This window comes from Kribbella lupini, assembly GCF_039529595.1.
In the GTDB taxonomy this organism is placed as follows: Bacteria; Actinomycetota; Actinomycetes; order Propionibacteriales; family Kribbellaceae; genus Kribbella; species Kribbella lupini.
Genome location: NZ_BAAANC010000004.1, coordinates 95,248 through 112,692, shown reverse-complemented (window position 1 = coordinate 112,692; position 17,445 = coordinate 95,248). Strand labels below are relative to the sequence as shown.

General features: G+C 67.9%; 14 protein-coding genes. 12 read left to right on the top strand and 2 right to left on the bottom strand.

The window, feature by feature from the left end; genetic code table 11:
* Positions 1-56 precede the first annotated feature (56 nt).
* The 3 genes from ABD235_RS33565 (at position 57) to ABD235_RS33555 (ending at position 6,271) form a co-directional block, all read left to right on the top strand.
* Positions 57-3,917 (top strand): DNA-directed RNA polymerase subunit beta', encoded by a 3,861-nt coding sequence (locus ABD235_RS33565; protein ID WP_344181563.1) that lies wholly within the window; start codon positions 57-59, stop codon positions 3,915-3,917.
* Positions 3,918-4,128: 211 nt separating this feature from the next.
* Entirely contained in the window at positions 4,129-5,550 is a 1,422-nt protein-coding gene (locus ABD235_RS33560) for a nuclear transport factor 2 family protein (RefSeq protein ID WP_344181561.1), read from the top strand.
* Positions 5,543-6,271, top strand: coding sequence for a maleylpyruvate isomerase family mycothiol-dependent enzyme (locus ABD235_RS33555; RefSeq protein WP_344181559.1), 729 nt, complete (start codon positions 5,543-5,545; stop codon positions 6,269-6,271). The genes ABD235_RS33560 and ABD235_RS33555 overlap by 8 nt, the downstream gene beginning before the upstream one ends.
* Here the strand turns inward: ABD235_RS33555 and ABD235_RS33550 are convergent.
* Together ABD235_RS33550 and ABD235_RS33545 are read right to left on the bottom strand one after the other, a co-directional pair.
* Positions 6,268-7,641: a DUF1501 domain-containing protein gene (locus ABD235_RS33550; RefSeq protein ID WP_344181557.1), complete on the bottom strand. Its 1,374-nt coding sequence runs from the start codon at positions 7,639-7,641 to the stop codon at positions 6,268-6,270. The two genes, ABD235_RS33555 and ABD235_RS33550, sit on opposite strands and share 4 nt — an antisense overlap.
* A 91-nt stretch (positions 7,642-7,732) precedes the next feature.
* The gene (locus ABD235_RS33545; protein ID WP_344181555.1) at positions 7,733-9,508 is read right to left on the bottom strand and encodes a DUF1800 domain-containing protein; all 1,776 of its coding nucleotides are present in this window, start codon (positions 9,506-9,508) and stop codon (positions 7,733-7,735) included.
* Positions 9,509-9,966: 458 nt separating this feature from the next.
* Here ABD235_RS33545 and rpsL point away from each other — a divergent pair, with 458 nt between their 5' ends.
* From rpsL to rplB, 9 genes are all read left to right on the top strand, one after another.
* Entirely contained in the window at positions 9,967-10,341 is a 375-nt protein-coding gene (gene rpsL, locus ABD235_RS33540) for a 30S ribosomal protein S12 (protein ID WP_012923692.1), read from the top strand.
* Entirely contained in the window at positions 10,341-10,811 is a 471-nt protein-coding gene (gene rpsG / locus ABD235_RS33535) for a 30S ribosomal protein S7 (protein ID WP_012923691.1), read from the top strand. The genes rpsL and rpsG overlap by 1 nt, the downstream gene beginning before the upstream one ends.
* Positions 10,812-10,933: 122 nt before the next feature.
* Entirely contained in the window at positions 10,934-12,994 is a 2,061-nt protein-coding gene (gene fusA / locus ABD235_RS33530) for an elongation factor G (protein WP_425553218.1), read from the top strand.
* Between the two features lie 72 nt (positions 12,995-13,066).
* Positions 13,067-14,260, top strand: coding sequence for an elongation factor Tu (tuf, locus tag ABD235_RS33525; RefSeq protein ID WP_344181551.1), 1,194 nt, complete (start codon positions 13,067-13,069; stop codon positions 14,258-14,260).
* Between the two features lie 368 nt (positions 14,261-14,628).
* The gene (rpsJ, locus tag ABD235_RS33520; protein ID WP_012923688.1) at positions 14,629-14,937 is read left to right on the top strand and encodes a 30S ribosomal protein S10; all 309 of its coding nucleotides are present in this window, start codon (positions 14,629-14,631) and stop codon (positions 14,935-14,937) included.
* Positions 14,938-14,951: 14 nt separating this feature from the next.
* Positions 14,952-15,608, top strand: coding sequence for a 50S ribosomal protein L3 (gene rplC / locus ABD235_RS33515; protein WP_344181549.1), 657 nt, complete (start codon positions 14,952-14,954; stop codon positions 15,606-15,608).
* Positions 15,605-16,300, top strand: coding sequence for a 50S ribosomal protein L4 (gene rplD / locus ABD235_RS33510; protein ID WP_344181547.1), 696 nt, complete (start codon positions 15,605-15,607; stop codon positions 16,298-16,300). The genes rplC and rplD overlap by 4 nt, the downstream gene beginning before the upstream one ends.
* Positions 16,297-16,602: a 50S ribosomal protein L23 gene (gene rplW / locus ABD235_RS33505; protein ID WP_184798772.1), complete on the top strand. Its 306-nt coding sequence runs from the start codon at positions 16,297-16,299 to the stop codon at positions 16,600-16,602. Before rplD ends, rplW begins: the two co-directional genes overlap by 4 nt.
* Positions 16,602-17,435, top strand: a complete 834-nt coding sequence (rplB, locus tag ABD235_RS33500; protein ID WP_077019232.1) for a 50S ribosomal protein L2 — start codon at positions 16,602-16,604, stop codon at positions 17,433-17,435. The genes rplW and rplB overlap by 1 nt, the downstream gene beginning before the upstream one ends.
* Positions 17,436-17,445 lie beyond the last annotated feature (10 nt).

Genomic DNA, 17,445 nt, shown 5'->3' with positions numbered 1-17,445 from the left:
TTGAGATCAACAGCCAACTCACTCAGACCATTTTTACAATCGGGAGATAACACATCGTGCTCGACGTGAACTTCTTCGACGAGCTTCGGATCGGCCTGGCGACTGCGGATGAGATCCGCCAGTGGTCGCACGGCGAGGTCAAGAAGCCCGAGACGATCAACTACCGGACGCTCAAGCCGGAGCGTGACGGTCTGTTCTGCGAGAAGATCTTCGGTCCCACCCGGGACTGGGAGTGCTACTGCGGCAAGTACAAGCGCGTTCGGTTCAAGGGCATCATCTGTGAGCGGTGTGGCGTAGAGGTCACCCGTCAGAAGGTGCGCCGCGAGCGGATGGGCCACATCGAGCTGGCCGCGCCGGTCACCCACATCTGGTACTTCAAGGGTGTCCCGTCGCGACTGGGCTACCTGCTCGACCTCGCCCCGAAGGACCTGGAGAAGGTCATCTACTTCGCGGCGTACATGATCACCGACGTCGACGACGAGGCGCGGCACCGCGACCTCGCGTCGTTGGAGGGCCGGACCGACGTCGAGCGCAAGCAGCTCGAGAACCGGCGCGACAACGACATCGAGACCCGGATGAAGAAGCTGGAGGAGGACCTGGCGCAGCTCGAGGCCGAGGGCGCCAAGGCCGACGTCCGGCGCAAGGTCAAGGAAGGCGCCGAGCGTGAGGTCAAGCAGCTGCGCGACCGTGCGCAGCGCGAGATCGACCGCCTCGACGAGGTCTGGACCCGGTTCAAGAACCTGAAGGTCCAGGACCTCGAGGGCGACGAGATCCTCTACCGCGCCATGAAGGAGCGGTTCGGCAAGTACTTCGAGGGCGCGATGGGTGCGGCCGCGATCCAGCGCCGGCTGCAGACCTTCGACCTGAAGGCCGAGGCCGACAACCTGCGCGAGACGATCAAGACCGGCAAGGGCCAGCGCAAGACCCGCGCCCTGAAGCGGCTCAAGGTCGTCACCGCGTTCCTGGCCACCAACAACAGCCCGATGGGCATGGTCCTGGACTGCGTCCCGGTCATCCCGCCGGACCTGCGGCCGATGGTCCAGCTCGACGGTGGCCGGTTCGCCACCTCCGACCTGAACGACCTGTACCGCCGGGTGATCAACCGGAACAACCGGCTCAAGCGTCTGCTCGACCTGGGCGCTCCGGAGATCATCGTCAACAACGAGAAGCGGATGCTGCAGGAGGCCGTCGACGCGCTGTTCGACAACGGCCGTCGTGGCCGTCCGGTCACCGGCCCGGGCAACCGGCCGCTGAAGTCGCTGTCCGACATGCTCAAGGGCAAGCAGGGCCGGTTCCGTCAGAACCTGCTCGGCAAGCGCGTCGACTACTCCGGCCGTTCGGTCATCGTGGTCGGCCCGCAGCTCAAGCTGCACCAGTGCGGTCTGCCGAAGGCGATGGCGCTGGAGCTGTTCAAGCCGTTCGTGATGAAGCGGCTGGTCGACCTCAACCACGCGCAGAACATCAAGTCCGCCAAGCGGATGGTCGAGCGTCAGCGCGCCCAGGTCTGGGACGTGCTGGAAGAGGTCATCACCGAGCACCCGGTCCTGCTGAACCGTGCACCTACCCTGCACCGGTTGGGCATCCAGGCGTTCGAGCCCCAGCTGATCGAGGGCAAGGCGATCCAGATCCACCCGCTCGTCTGCTCCGCGTTCAACGCGGACTTCGACGGTGACCAGATGGCGGTGCACCTGCCGCTGTCGGCCGAGGCCCAGGCCGAGGCACGGATCCTGATGCTGTCGACGAACAACATCCTGAAGCCGGCCGACGGCCGTCCGGTCACGATGCCGACGCAGGACATGATCATCGGCATCTACTTCCTGACGATGCTGAAGGACGGCGTCACGGGCGAGGGCCGGGCGTTCGGCTCCGTGGCCGAGGCCCTGATGGCCTTCGACCGCAACGAGCTGTCGCTGCAGGCCAAGATCACGCTGCGTCTCGACGAGGCGGCCGCGCCGGAAGGTGCTCTCGCCCTGCCGAACGGCGGGTTCTCGCTGGAGACGACGCTGGGTCGCGCCCTGTTCAACGAGGCGCTGCCGAGCGACTACACCTTCGTGGACGCCGAGGTCGGCAAGAAGCAGCTGGGCTCGATCGTCAACGACCTGGCCGAGCGCTACTCCAAGGTCCAGGTGGCGAACTGCCTGGACGCGCTGAAGGACCTCGGTTTCCGCTGGGCCACCCGCTCGGGTGTCACGGTGTCGATCGACGACTTCAGCACGCCGCCCTCGAAGCCCGAGATCATGGCGCGCTACGAGTCGCAGGCCGAGAAGGTCCAGAAGCAGTTCGAGCGGGGTCTGATCACCTCGTCCGAGCGGCGTCAGGAACTGATCGAGATCTGGACCGGAGCCAACGCCGAGGTCGGCAAGGCGATGGAGGAGAACTTCGAGAAGGCCAACCCGATCTGGATGATGGTCCACTCGGGTGCGCGAGGCAACATGATGCAGATCCGGCAGATCGCCGGTATGCGTGGTCTCGTGGCCAACCCGAAGGGCGAGATCATCGCCCGGCCGATCAAGTCCAACTTCCGCGAGGGCCTGTCGGTGGTCGAGTACTTCATCGCCACCCACGGTGCGCGAAAGGGTCTGGCCGACACCGCGCTGCGGACCGCCGACTCGGGGTACCTGACCCGTCGTCTGGTGGACGTGTCGCAGGACGTCATCATCCGCGAGGAGGACTGCGGCACCGAGCGCGGTCTGCCCAAGCAGATCGGTGAGAAGGGTCCGGACGGCAAGGTCGTGCACGCCGAGAACGTCGAGACCAGCGCCTACGCACGGACGCTGGCCACCGACGTCGAGGGCGCCGACGGCACCGTCGTACTGACCGCGGGCAGCGACCTGGGCGACGTGTCGATCGCTGCTCTGGTCGAGGCCGGTGTCGAGGTCGTCAAGGTCCGCTCCGTGCTGACCTGTGACGCCAAGACCGGGACCTGCGCCAAGTGCTACGGCCGTTCGCTGGCGACCGGCAAGACGGTCGACATCGGTGAGGCCGTCGGCATCATCGCGGCGCAGTCCATCGGTGAGCCGGGTACGCAGCTGACGATGCGGACCTTCCACACCGGTGGTGTCGCGGGTGATGACATCACCCACGGTCTGCCGCGTGTGGTCGAGCTCTTCGAGGCCCGTCAGCCCAAGGGCAAGGCGCCGATCGGTGAAGCAGCCGGCCGGATCGCGATCGAGGACACCGACAAGACCCGGAAGCTGGTGCTCACCCCGGACGACGGTTCCGAGGAGGTCGCCTACCCGGTGTCGAAGCGCGCTCGTCTGCTGATCGAGGACGGTCAGCACGTCGAGGTCGGTCAGCAGCTGACGCAGGGTACGCCCGACCCGCAGGAGGTTCTGCGGATCCTGGGTGTGCGCAAGGCGCAGGAGCACCTGGTCGACGAGGTCCAGGCCGTGTACCGGTCGCAGGGTGTGGCCATCCACGACAAGCACATCGAGATCATCGTCCGGCAGATGCTGCGCCGGGTCACGGTGATCGAGTCGGGCGAGGCGAACCTGCTGCCGGGTGAGCTGGCCGACCGGATCATGTTCGAGGCGGAGAACCGCCGCGTCGTGGCCGAGGGCGGTACGCCGGCCTCGGGTCGTCCGGTGCTGATGGGGATCACCAAGGCGTCGCTCGCGACCGAGTCGTGGCTGTCGGCCGCCTCCTTCCAGGAGACGACCCGGGTCCTGACCGAGGCCGCGATCCACGGCAAGTCCGACTCGCTGGTCGGTCTGAAGGAGAACGTGATCATCGGAAAGCTGATCCCGGCGGGTACCGGCATGGACCGTTACCGCAACATCCGGGTGGAGCCCACCGAAGAGGCGAAGGCCGCGATGTACTCGATGGTCGGCTACGAGTCGTACGACTACGACTTCGGGCCGTCCGCCGGGCAGTCGGTCCCGCTGGACGACTTCGACCTCGGTTCGTACCAGAACTGAGCCGAAGCACCGCACACCGCCGAGGGCGGCACTCCCACCAGGGGGTGCCGCCCTCGCGGCGTTTCCGGGGCCGTCGGTACGGCGTACCGACAGGTCGGCCGGAGTACCTCAAACGCTTGTCGGCGGTCGTTTTCGGCGTGTCGGAACAGGTCTGGGCAAGCCGCGCGGGGTGGCGGGTGAAAGTGTCCTCGGGATAGGCCAAGATGACTCCATGACGGATCTCCCGCCCTACCTGCGGCCCTTTGTTCTGCCGGTCGCCGACGCCGGGGAGGTGCGGGTGGAACGGGTCGGTCAGGTCGACCTCTACCACCCCGCCGGGACCGCCCGGACGGGCGCGATCCTCTTTGTGCACGGGGGTCCCGCGCCGCCCGATCTCGAGGTGCTGCCTCGGGAGTGGCCGGTGTACCAGGGATACGCGACCGCGGCTGCCCAGCGCGGTCTGGTGGCTGCTGTGGTGGACCACGGACTGATCCGTGGCCTCGACCAGCTGGTCACCGCAGCCGACGACGTGGAGGCCGCCGTCGGTGTTCTGCGGGCCGATCCGCGGGTGGACCCGGGGCGCGTCGCGCTCTGGTTCTTCTCGGGGGCCGGACTGCTCGCGGGGGAGTGGCTGGACAGCCGGCCGGACTGGCTGCGCTGCCTGCTGCTGACCTACCCCTTGCTCGCCACCCCGCCCGGTGTCGACGAACTGGTCAACGCTGCCGAAGTGATCGGCAGACACGGCCAGGGCGGTGGGGTGGGAGATGTATCGACCACCGACCTGCCGGTGCTGCTGACGAGGGTCGGCCGCGAGCGCGCCGAGCTCGCTGGTCCGGTGGCGGAGTTCGTCTCCGCCGGCGGCGCCGCGCTGGACATCATCGACGTACCGAAAGGGCAACACGGCTTCGACATGCTCGACCACACCGAAGAATCCCGCGCCGCGGTCACCAAGGCGCTGGACTGGGCCATCGCCCACCTGGGCGAAGACCCCACCGCGACCTCCACCCTCCCGATCCCTACCGAGACTTCGAAGGTGAGCCCCGCCAGCTCGCTTGCGAAGAAGACCACCGCTGCTCCCAAGAACGTCAAGGCAGCAGCAACCAGCTCCACCAGCACGGCTGTCGCCGAGAAGGCCTCCGCCGGATCGACGAGCTCCGCGCCGGCGGGCGCTGCCGGCGGCGGGGAGTTCGCCGGGGCGACCGCCTCCGCCGGGGCGACCACCGCCGGAGGCGGTCGGTCTTCGGCGGCGGCCGGCTCCTCCACCCCTACCCCCATTCCGTCAGCAGCGCCTGATCTGACGGCTGTCGTGGCGACGGCGTTCTCGTTCGAGACGCCGGCGACGCGGGTGGTGGATCGGGAGCACGCGACGTACGCCGCGCACGATCTCGAGGCGTTCCTCGCGCTGTACTCGCCGACGGCCCAGCTGCAGTTCGCGGACGGGGCAGTCCTGCGAGGACGGCGATCCTTGCGGGAGTACTACCGGCCGCTGTTCGAGACCGGCAAGTGCAAGACCGAGCTGCAGCAGCGGATGATGCTCGGGGAGTGGGTGGTGGAGCAGTCCGTCCGCCACGACTCCGACCAGGGGCCGGTGCCGACGATCGTGCTGTACCGCGTGCAGGACGGGCTGATCGTCGAGGTCCGCTTCCTTGCTTGACCATCTCGGGGAGCTCGACCGCACCGCGGCGCACCTGGCGACGGCGTTCGACGCCGTCGACCCGGGCACCGCGGTGCCGAGCTGCCCGGGCTGGACGATCGCCGACCTGGCACTGCACATCGGCGCCGGCCAACGCTGGTCGGCGTCGGTGCTGCTGTCCGGCCGCGAGCAGCACCGGCCGGAGGTCCTGCGGACGACGATCTCCTGGTCCGACTGGTACGCCGGTACGACGGCCGCCCTGCTCGCCGCCATCCGCGCGGTCGACCCGGACGAACCGTGCTGGAACTTCGCGCCCGTTCCGCAACGCGCCGGCTTCTGGCCCCGCCGCCGCCTCCACGAGACCGCGGTTCACCTGATCGACGCCCTGCAAGCAGCAGGCACTTCATCAGTTGGTGCGATCCCACCATCTGTAGCTGCTGACGGTGTGGACGAAGTGTTCGAGGTGTTCGTCCCCCGGGTGCTGGCCCGAGGGTTCGCGCCGGCGGTCACGCAGCAGATCGGCGTACGGACGACCGACACCGGCGACGCGTGGACTCTCACTCCTCAGCCCGACGGGCCGCCGCGGCTCGAGCGCGGTCAGGCGGACGGCAAAGCCGTGTTGACCGGCAGCGCGGAGGATCTGTTGCTGTGTCTCTGGAAGCGACTGCCTCCAGACCTGCTGACCGTCGAAGGCGATCAGCAGGTCGCGGCCGACTTCCTCGCCGGCCGCGTGACCTCCTAGGCCATGATCCCCAGCGGCTTCGGCTTCCATCCCGGGAAGACCTTGGCCGCCTGCGCGGAGCTCAGCCCGAGCCGGCCCATCACCACGTCCGACAGCACGTCGCGGTAGTCGTTGGTCCCCGGTACGTCGCCCTGGTCCAGGACCTTCGGCTCCAGCCCCTCCCACCGGCCGTGCACGCCGCCCTTGACCCGTCCTCCGAGCACCAGCGCGACCCCGCCGTGCCCGTGGTCGGCGCCGCTGTTGCCGTTCTGCTCCACCCGCCGGCCGAACTCGCTCATCGTCACGATCGTCGTGTTGTCGAGCTCCGGCCCCAGCTCGGCGGTGAACGCCGCCAGCCCTTCGGCCACCGTCTTCAGCGACCGGGTCAGATCACCGCCGTCGACGGTCCCGATGTCGGTGTGCATGTCCCACCCACCGAGGTCCACGGCAGCCACCCGTACTCCGGCCTTGTTCTTGATCAGCTGCGCCAGAGTCGCCAGCGACGACCCGAACTCGCCCTCGGGATACCCGCGGTCCTTCGGCTCGGTCTGGATCGCCTGCTGGTAGCTCTGCGCCTTCGCCGAAGCCTGCAACGCGGCAAGCCCCTGTACGCCGAGCGGATGGTCGAGCCCGGTGTACAGCGTCTCCAGTGCCTTCAACGTCTGCGGCGCGACCCCGTCGATCCCCTTCACGCTGAAGTCCTTCAGCGACGTCAGCATCACCGGATTGGTCGGCCCGAGCAGCGACCGCGTCATCCGGGCACCGATCCCGAGCCCGCGGAACGTCGTACCAGGTCCGAGCTGAGCGATCACCCGGTCGAGCCAGCCCGACTGCACCGACGACCGTGCGGCTCCACCACGCTCGAGACAGTCCTGCGCCTGGAAGTGGCTGCGGGTCAGGTCAGGCGTCGACACCGCCGGTACGGCGGCCAGCCGGCCCGACGTGATCAGCGCCGTCAACGGCGCCATCGCCGGATGCAACCCGAAGTCCCGGTCGAACTGGATCAGCGAAGCACCTCGTACGGCGATGCCCGGCCGAGCCTTCAGCAGCTGCGGATCGTCCGCCGGGACGAGGACCGACAGCCCGTCCATCCCACCGCGCAGGAAGATCACCACCAACGTTCCGGTCGACGCAGCGCCCGGCGCGGCCCAGGAGATGCGCGTGGTGACCAGTTGCTCGGCGACGGCGGCGACGCCGACACCGAGTCCACCGGCCAGCAGCCGGCGCCGGGTGAACCCGTGGCTCCACTTCTCGCGCCGCTCGTCCACCTCGGCGGAGACTGCGGCGGCCTGGGCGCGGACGGCCGCGTCGGCAGGGGTCGGCCCGAGCTGCTGCCAGTCCGGGCAGTCCGGGTGCAGGGAGGAGAGGACGTCGCTGTCCGGTCGGTTCATGATGGCGAAAGCTCCTACGGGTGTGGACGGCCCCGGCCGCAGGGGCGGCGCGGCCGGGACCGGTCAGGGGAACAGCGGGGGTTCCGGCCGCTCAGCGGGCGAGGAACTGAGGAGAGTCGAGGACCAGGGCGACGACGTGGCCTGCTTGCCACTCCATCCGGCCCTGGTCGACGCGTGAGGTGGTCTTGGCGCCGACGAAGGTCGCCAGCGCGCTGCGCTGCCGGGAGTTCGGGCGCTGACCGATCAGCCGCAGGCCGAGCCGGTCGAACCACTCGCGATAGGTGTCACCGGACTTCGGCCGCAGGTCGGCGGGAAGCTTCTCGCGCTTCAGCCCGTCCCACCACCCGTACGACAGCGCCCGGTGCGAGGACCAGCGCTCCAGCATTTGGCCGGCCGACGACCAGGCCGGTGCGACGTCCGGGTAGCCGTTCGGCGACGGCCAGGCGAGTGGTGCGTGGCCGAGGTTGTTCAGCTGCCAGTACATGGCTTCGAGGCCCTTGGCGGTGGTCGGACCGAACGGCAGGTCGAGCGCCCGGGCGGTGCCGACGACGTCCTCGAGCGGCCGTTTCGTCTTGCGTCCAAGGGAGTTCCAGAACTCACCGCTGCGGAACAACGCCGTCAGCACCGGCAGGATCGCCGTGTTGTTGCGCAGGTAGACCTGCGCCAGCCGGGCGACCAGCTCCGGCGGCGGGACGTCGTCCACGAACCGTACGACGAGCTTGCGCGCGATCGTCTTCGCCGTCGCCGGGTGCTTGGCCAGGTAGTCGAGGTACTTGTCGCCCAGCGCCAGGCCGCCCTTGGCGGAGGTGTTGGCAGCAGTCCAGTCGAGCACCTTCACCCGCCCGGTCCGGTGCCGCTCGGGCTTGTAGTCGAACTCGCCGTCGTCGTTCGACCCGCGGCCGCTCAGGACGTACGCGCTGCTGCGCATGTCCTTCTCGGTGTAGCCGGAGGAGACGCCGACGGTGTGCAGCTCGAGCAGCTCGCGGCCGAGGTTCTCGTTGACGCTCTCCCGGGTGGAGGTGTCGTTGTCGAGGAAGTGCAGCATCGCCGGGTGCCGCATCGCGGCCTTCAGCATGTCGGCGTACCGGCCGAAGGCGTGCTTGCGGATCACGGCGGCCGCGTAGTGCGGTGCGACGTCCCAGCCGCGGTCGGACGGGGTGGCGACGTGCAGGTGGTTGGAGAAGACGTCGACGACCACCTCGAACAGCTGCCGTTGCCCGAACACCTGCCGGCCGAGCGTGGCGAAGCCGGTCTGGAACATCGCGTCCCACGAGTACTGGCCGATCGAACGTCGTACCGTCGCGACGTCGGCCCCCGCGAGCTTGAACGCCGACCAGGCCTGGTCACCGGCCGGGTCCTTCGTGGTCGGCGACAGCTGAGCCGCCAGCCAGCGGTCGATCCCCAGCTTCGCCAGGCTCTCCACGTCGGACGGGCGCGGGCCGAACGTCACCCGGTTGAGCAGATGCCGCTGGGCCTGGGCGGTGCTGAGCGGTCCGGCCTTGTCGACCAGCAGGTTCGGTACGACGCGTCCGGCCTTCGCGGCCTCGGCGAAACCGGCGTAGTCGCGGGTGGAGCCGGTCTGGGCCGGCGGCTTCGGCCGCTGGTCGCCGGCGACGTAGCTGGAGTCCCGGTCGTCCTCCTGCGTCGCCAGCCCCGGCCGCTCGGCGACGGCCGACCTGCTGGGCGACGTACCGGATCGGTCGGGGGCTCCGGGTGCCGCGACGACTCGCTCGCTCAAACTGCCCCGGCGGGACAGGAGCTCGGCACCCAGCCCGCCGGCGGCCAGTACGCCGGCCACGGTGCCGATCGCCGCGCGACGGACGACGGGGGAGGAGTCGGGGGGACGGGGGACAGGGTCGTGATCCACAAAGTGCTCCAGGGCGGCGGAACGGCGTACGAAAAATGGATCCCCGTTATCAGGCCGTTACTCCTGATGGGCGTGACTATGCCGCAGCGGCCGGGCGGGCCAAATGGCTGCGCCGGGAGATTTACGCCGATCACACATTCACGATCACGACGGCCGCGGGGGACACTGGCTTGGACCGCGTCCAGAGTCCGGTAGACTGATAGGGCGGCCTAGTCCCCTTGCCGCACGGTGGTCTGTTTTGACCGTGCTAGGGGCAGCCGCTAGTCTTAACGATCGTGCCCGGGTCATCCTGGGCCGTCATGCGTGCCCCTCGTTTCGCGGGTTTGCGCGCGTGGCACGGGACTTCTGCCGACAGTCAGAAAGATTACGGCTCCGGTACGCCCGTGCGCACGCGACACACCCGACCGCGGGGGTCAGGCGCGCAGCAACCGACCGGACGACAGAAAGAGACCTACGCGGTGCCCACCATTCAGCAGCTGGTCCGCAAGGGCCGCCAGGACAAGGTGTCGAAGAACAAGACGCCCGCCCTGAAGGGTTCCCCTCAGCGTCGTGGTGTTTGCACGCGCGTCTACACAACCACCCCGAAGAAGCCGAACTCGGCCCTTCGTAAGGTCGCCCGAGTCCGCCTCACCAGCGGCATCGAGGTCACCGCCTACATCCCGGGTGTCGGCCACAACCTGCAGGAGCACTCGATCGTGCTCGTGCGTGGCGGTCGTGTGAAGGACCTTCCGGGTGTCCGGTACAAGATCATCCGTGGTTCGCTCGACACCCAGGGTGTGAAGAACCGCAAGCAGGCTCGCAGCCGGTACGGCGCGAAGAAGGAGAAGAGCTAATGCCGCGCAAGGGTCCCGCCCCGAAGCGGCCGGTCATCATCGACCCGGTCTACAGTTCGCCGCTGGTCACCCAGTTGATCTCCAAGATCCTGGTGGACGGCAAGAAGCAGATCGCGCAGAGCATCGTCTACACGGCGCTCGAGGGCACCCGGACGAAGACCGGCACCGACCCGGTGATCACGCTCAAGCGTGCTCTGGACAACGTGAAGCCCAGCATCGAGGTGAAGAGCCGCCGCGTCGGTGGAGCCACCTACCAGGTGCCGATCGAGGTCAAGCCCGGTCGCTCGACCACGCTCGCCCTGCGCTGGCTCACGTCGTACTCCCGTGCGCGTCGCGAGAAGACCATGGCCGAGCGCCTGATGAACGAGATCCTGGACGCGTCCAACGGTCTCGGCGCCTCGGTCAAGCGTCGCGAGGACACGCACAAGATGGCCGAAGCCAACAAGGCTTTCGCCCACTACCGCTGGTGACGCGGGGCCCGGAACCGGGCCCCCAGCTCACTCTTTTTACGCACGACAGAAGCGAGAGGTAGACCACCGAGGTGGCCGTACAAATCACCACCGACCTGGCCAAGGTCCGCAACATCGGGATCATGGCCCACATCGACGCCGGTAAGACGACGACGACCGAGCGGATCCTCTTCTACACCGGTATCACCTACAAGATCGGTGAGGTCCACGAGGGCGCCGCCACGATGGACTGGATGGAGCAGGAGCAGGAGCGCGGCATCACGATCACGTCCGCCGCGACGACCTGCACCTGGAAAGACCACACCATCAACATCATCGACACCCCGGGCCACGTCGACTTCACCGTCGAGGTGGAGCGCTCGCTGCGCGTCCTCGACGGCGCCGTCGCCGTGTTCGACGGTGTCGCCGGCGTCGAGCCGCAGTCCGAGACGGTCTGGCGGCAGGCGGACCGGTACGGCGTACCGCGGATCTGCTTCGTCAACAAGCTGGACCGCACCGGCGCGGAGTTCATGCGCTGCGTCGACATGATCCGGGACCGCCTCGCGGCGACCGCGCTGGTCATGCAGCTGCCGATCGGGGCCGAGTCCGACTTCATCGGAGTCGTCGACCTGGTCGAGATGCGCGCGCTGACCTGGCGTGGCGAGACCGTGATCGGTGAGGACTACACGATCGAGGAGATCCCGGCCAGCCACACCGAGGCGGCCGCGGAGTGGCGCGACAAGCTGATCGAGACGCTGGCCGAGGCCGACGACGAGATCATGGAGCTCTACCTCGAGGGCGAGCAGCCGACCACGCCGCAGCTGAAGGCCGCCATCCGGCGGGCGACGCTGGGCAGCAAGCTGACCCCGGTCCTGACCGGTACGGCGTTCAAGAACAAGGGCGTCCAGCCCCTGCTCGACGCGGTCAACGACTACCTGCCGAGCCCGCTCGACGTGCCGGCCATCGAGGGCCACGACGTCAAGGACGGCGAGCAGGTCGTGCTGCGCCGCCCCGACGACAGCGAGCCCTTCTCGGCGCTGGCCTTCAAGATCGCGGCCGACCCGCACCTGGGCAAGCTGACGTTCATCCGGGTCTACTCCGGCAAGCTCGAGACCGGCACGCAGGTCCTGAACCCCACCAAGGGGCGCAAGGAGCGGATCGGCAAGATCTACCGGATGCACGCGAACAAGCGTGAGGAGATCGCGTCGATCGGCGCCGGCCACATCGTCGCCGTGATGGGTCTGAAGGACACCACCACCGGTGAGACGCTGGCCGACCCGGCCAACCCGGTCGTGCTGGAGTCGATGCAGTTCCCGGCTCCGGTCATCTCGGTCGCCATCGAGCCCAAGTCGAAGGGCGACCAGGAGAAGCTGGGCGTCGCGATCCAGCGCCTGGCCGAGGAGGACCCGACCTTCCAGGTCCGGACCGACGAGGACACAGGCCAGACGATCATCGCCGGCATGGGCGAGCTGCACCTCGAGGTGCTGGTCGACCGGATGAAGCGCGAGTTCCGCGTCGAGGCCAACGTCGGCAAGCCGCAGGTGGCCTACCGCGAGACCATCAAGAAGAAGGTCGAGAAGGTCGACTACACGCACAAGAAGCAGACCGGTGGTTCGGGTCAGTTCGCGCGTGTGATCATCAACATCGAGCCGACTTCGGCCGAGGCGGGTGGCGAGGGCGGTTACGAGTTCGTCAACGCCGTCACCGGTGGCCGCATCCCCCGGGAGTACATCCCGTCGGTGGACGAGGGCGCCCAGGAAGCGATGGAGTTCGGCGTACTGGCCGGCTACCCGATGGTCGACGTCAAGGTGACGCTGACCGACGGTGCCTACCACGACGTCGACTCCTCCGAGCTGGCGTTCAAGATCGCCGGTTCGATGGCGTTCAAGGACGCGGCGCGGCGGGCCAACCCGGTCATCCTCGAGCCGATGTTCGCGGTCGAGGTGATCACGCCCGAGGACTACATGGGTGAAGTGATCGGCGACCTCAACTCCCGCCGTGGCCAGATCCAGTCGATGGACGAGGGCCCCGGAGGCAGCCGGGCGATCAAGGCCTCGGTGCCGTTGTCCGAGATGTTCGGGTATGTCGGTGACCTGCGGTCGAAGACCCAGGGCCGCGCGTCGTACTCGATGCAGTTCGATTCCTACGCCGAGGTTCCGAAGAACGTGGCGGAAGAGATCATCAAGAAGGCCCGCGGCGAGTAATCTCGCCCCGGACCAACCAACCCACAGCGCGTCGGCGTACGGCGTAAGTCAACATTTTCCAGGAGGGCCCCAGTGGCTAAGGCGAAGTTCGAGCGGACTAAGCCGCACGTCAACATCGGCACCATCGGTCACATCGACCACGGTAAGACCACTCTTACCGCGGCGATCACCAAGGTGCTGCACGACAAGTACCCGGACCTGAACGAGGCCTCGGCCTTCGATCAGATCGACAAGGCGCCGGAAGAGCGCCAGCGCGGTATCACCATCTCGATCGCGCACGTCGAGTACCAGACCGAGGCCCGGCACTACGCCCACGTCGACTGCCCGGGTCACGCGGACTACATCAAGAACATGATCACCGGTGCGGCCCAGATGGACGGCGCGATCCTGGTCGTCGCCGCCACCGACGGCCCGATGCCCCAGACGCGTGAGCACGTGCTGCTCGCCCGTCAGGTCGGCGTGCCGGCGATGGTCGTCGCGCTGAACAAGTGCGACATGGTCGACGACGAGGAGATCCTGGAGCTCGTCGAGCTCGAGGTTCGCGAGCTGCTCTCGGAGCAGGAGTTCGACGGCGACAACGCGCCGATCGTCCGCGTCGCCGCTCACCCGGCGCTGCAGGGCGACGCCAAGTGGGGCGAGTCGATCATCGAGCTGATGAACGCCGTCGACGAGTACATCCCGCAGCCGGAGCGCGAGATCGACAAGCCGTTCCTGATGCCGGTGGAGGACGTCTTCACCATCACGGGTCGCGGCACCGTCATCACCGGCCGGATCGAGCGCGGTGTCGTCAAGGTCAACGAGACCGTCGACATCGTCGGCATCCGTCCGGAGAAGCAGACCACCACGGTCACCGGTATCGAGATGTTCCGCAAGCTGCTCGACGAGGGCCAGGCCGGTGAGAACGTCGGTCTGCTGCTTCGTGGCACCAAGCGCGAGGACGTCGAGCGCGGCATGGTCGTGATCAAGCCGGGCACGACCACCCCGCACACCAACTTCGACGCTTCGGTCTACATCCTGTCGAAGGAGGAGGGCGGCCGTCACACGCCGTTCTTCCAGAACTACCGCCCGCAGTTCTACTTCCGCACCACGGACGTCACCGGCGTCGTCACGCTGCCCGAGGGCACCGAGATGGTCATGCCGGGCGACAACACCGACATGTCGGTCGAGCTGATCCAGCCGATCGCCATGGAAGAGGGCCTGAAGTTCGCGATCCGGGAGGGTGGCCGTACCGTCGGCGCCGGCCGGGTCACCAAGATCATCAAGTGATCTCACGAGGTCCGCGAGGGCTCGCACCACTGAGCCCCCGCGGACCTCTGCTTTGTGCCTGATCCGGCACCCAGGTGGGGCCGGATCAGGCGTGAAGCCACTCGATTGGCATTCCGGTGCCGATCTCTGGCACAATATTCAGGTTGCTCAGGCGAGGTTGCCGGGGCGCGCCCCAGGCCGTGTTTCAGGGCCTGGCTGGTAGCGCCGGACCGGAGACCATGCCGAGGTTCGGTCCGAGACCGAATCCCGATCTCCATCCCAGGTCGAAGAGTTGTGGCTGGCGCACGTATGTGCCCGGTGCGCGACACACCCGACCGCGGGGGTCGGAGCAACGCAACGAAGACGATAGAGAAGGACGAAGCGAAGCGATGGCGGGACAGAAGATCCGCATCCGGCTGAAGGCCTACGACCACGAGGTCATCGACAGCTCGGCGCGCAAGATTGTCGACACGGTGACGCGTACTGGTGCGAAGGTTGCTGGCCCGGTGCCGTTGCCGACGGAAAAGAACGTGTTCTGCGTCATCCGCTCGCCGCACAAGTACAAGGACAGCCGCGAGCACTTCGAGATGCGCACCCACAAGCGGCTCATCGACATCATCGACCCCACGCCGAAGACCGTCGACTCGCTGATGCGGCTCGACCTCCCGGCCGGTGTCGACATCGAGATCAAGCTCTGAGGGAACGCTGACCTATGAGCAAGCAGAAGAACACGCGAGGGCTGCTGGGCACCAAGCTCGGCATGACCCAGACCTGGGACGAGAACAACCGAGTCGTCCCCGTCACCGTGATCCAGGCCGGTCCGTGCGTGGTGACCGAGGTACGTACCTCGTCGACCCACGGCTACGACGGCGTGCAGATCGCGTTCGGCGACATCGACCCGCGCAAGGTGACCAAGCCCCTGCGCGGCCACTTCGACAAGGCCGGTGTGACCCCGCGCCGGCACCTGCTGGAGCTGCGCACCGCTGACGCGAGCGAGTACACGCTCGGCCAGGAGATCAAGGCCGAGGCCTTCGAGGCCGGCGAGGTCGTCGACGTCTCCGCCACCAGCAAGGGCAAGGGCTTCGCCGGTGTCATGAAGCGACACGGCTTCCACGGTCTGCGCGCGACGCACGGTGTGCACAAGAAGCACCGTTCGCCGGGCTCCATCGGCGGCTGCGCCACCCCGGGCCGGGTTTTCAAGGGCCTGAAGATGGCCGGCCGGATGGGCCACGAGCAGGTCACCACCCAGAACGTCAAGGTTCACGCGATCGACGCCGAGCGCGGACTCATCCTGATCAAGGGTGCGGTTCCCGGTCCCAAGGGCGGCCTCGTGCTGATCCGCAACGCCGCGAAGGGAGCGAGCAAGTGAGCACCGTCGATGTGACCGTCGTCAAGGGCGACAAGGTCAGCAAGAAGGGCTCCGCGGAGCTCCCCGCCGAGCTGTTCGACGTCCAGGTGAACATCCCGCTGATCCACCAGGTCGTGGTGGCCCAGCTGGCCGCCGCCCGTCAGGGCACGCACAAGGTGAAGCGCCGCGGCGAGGTCTCCGGTGGTGGCGCCAAGCCGTACCGCCAGAAGGGCACCGGCCGTGCGCGTCAGGGTTCGACCCGCGCGCCGCAGTTCACCGGTGGTGGCGTCGTGCACGGCCCGACCCCGCGCGACTACAGCCAGCGGACCCCGAAGAAGATGATCGCCGCCGCGCTCCGCGGTGCGCTGTCGGACCGGGCCCGTGACGGCCGCGTCTTCGTGGTCGAGCAGTTCGTGGACGGCGACGCGCCGTCGACCAAGTCGGCGCTGAAGGTGCTGGCCGAGGTCACCGAGCACGTCAAGGCGCTGGTCGTTGTCGACCGCAACGACGAGCTGACCTGGCTGAGCCTGCGCAACGTGCCGACCGTGCACCTGATCGCCGCCGACCAGCTGAACGCGTACGACGTGCTCTGCAGCGACGCGGTGGTCTTCACCAAGGCCGCGCTCGACACCTTCGTCGCCGGCGCGCCCAAGGGCAAGTCCGTCAAGGCTGTCGCGACGTCGACCGAAGCCGAGCAGGAGGTAGAAGCATGAGCCACGGAGTCAACAAGGACCCGCGGGACGTGCTGCTGCGGCCGGTCGTGAGCGAGAAGAGCTACGGCCTGCTGGACGAGCAGAAGTACACGTTCGAGGTCGCCCCGGACGCCAACAAGACCGAGATCAAGCTCGCGGTCGAGAAGGTGTTCAAGGTCCGCGTGACCAGCGTCAACACACTGAACCGCAAGGGCAAGCGCCGCCGCACCCGTGCCGGCTGGGGCAAGCGCCCGGACACCAAGCGAGCGATCGTCAGCCTGTCCGGCGACGACCGCATCGACATCTTCGGAGGCCAGTCGTAATGGGTATCCGCAAATACAAGCCGACAACGCCGGGCCGTCGTGGCTCGAGCGTGGCCGACTTCGTCGAGCTCACCCGTTCGACCCCTGAGAAGTCCCTGCTCCGCCCGCTGCCGAAGAAGGGTGGCCGGAACAACTCCGGCAAGATCACCACTCGGCACCACGGTGGCGGTCACAAGCGGGCGTACCGCCTGATCGACTTCAAGCGGTACGACAAGGACGGCGTCCCGGCGAAGGTGGCCGAGATCGAGTACGACCCGAACCGCACCGCGCGGATCGCGCTGCTGCACTACGTCGACGGCGAGAAGCGCTACATCCTCGCCCCGTCGAACCTGAAGCAGGGCACGATCGTCGAGAACGGCCCGGCCGCCGACATCAAGGTGGGCAACAACCTGCCGCTGCGCAACATCCCGGTCGGCTCCACGGTGCACGCCGTCGAGCTGCGCCCGGGTGGCGGCGCCAAGATGGCCCGTTCCGCCGGTGCCAGCGTTCAGCTGGTCGCCAAGGAGGGCCGGATGGCCACCCTGCGGATGCCGTCCGGCGAGGTCCGGATGGTCGACGTGCGCTGCCGCGCCACCCTCGGTGAGGTCGGCAACGGCGAGCAGTCGAACATCAACTGGGGCAAGGCGGGCCGGATGCGCTGGAAGGGCAAGCGCCCGACCGTCCGCGGTGTCGCGATGAACCCGGTCGACCACCCGCACGGTGGTGGTGAGGGCAAGACCTCGGGTGGACGTCACCCGGTGTCCCCGTGGGGTCAGCCTGAGGGCCGCACCCGCACCCGCAAGGAAAGCGACCGCATGATCGTCCGGCGCCGCAAGGCCGGCAAGAAGCGCTGATAGGGAGCCG

Excerpts from the sequence above, each read along its gene's own strand:
- ABD235_RS33560 (WP_344181561.1), top strand. The coding sequence starts at position 4,129 with ATGACGGATCTCCCGCCCTACCTGCGGCCCTTTGTTCTGCCGGTCGCC.
- ABD235_RS33550 (WP_344181557.1), bottom strand. The coding sequence starts at position 7,641 with ATGAACCGACCGGACAGCGACGTCCTCTCCTCCCTGCACCCGGACTGC.
- rpsG (WP_012923691.1), top strand. The coding sequence starts at position 10,341 with ATGCCGCGCAAGGGTCCCGCCCCGAAGCGGCCGGTCATCATCGACCCG.
- fusA (WP_425553218.1), top strand. The coding sequence starts at position 10,934 with ATGGCCCACATCGACGCCGGTAAGACGACGACGACCGAGCGGATCCTC.
- rpsJ (WP_012923688.1), top strand. The coding sequence starts at position 14,629 with ATGGCGGGACAGAAGATCCGCATCCGGCTGAAGGCCTACGACCACGAG.
- rplC (WP_344181549.1), top strand. The coding sequence starts at position 14,952 with ATGAGCAAGCAGAAGAACACGCGAGGGCTGCTGGGCACCAAGCTCGGC.
- rplW (WP_184798772.1), top strand. The coding sequence starts at position 16,297 with ATGAGCCACGGAGTCAACAAGGACCCGCGGGACGTGCTGCTGCGGCCG.
- rplB (WP_077019232.1), top strand. The coding sequence starts at position 16,602 with ATGGGTATCCGCAAATACAAGCCGACAACGCCGGGCCGTCGTGGCTCG.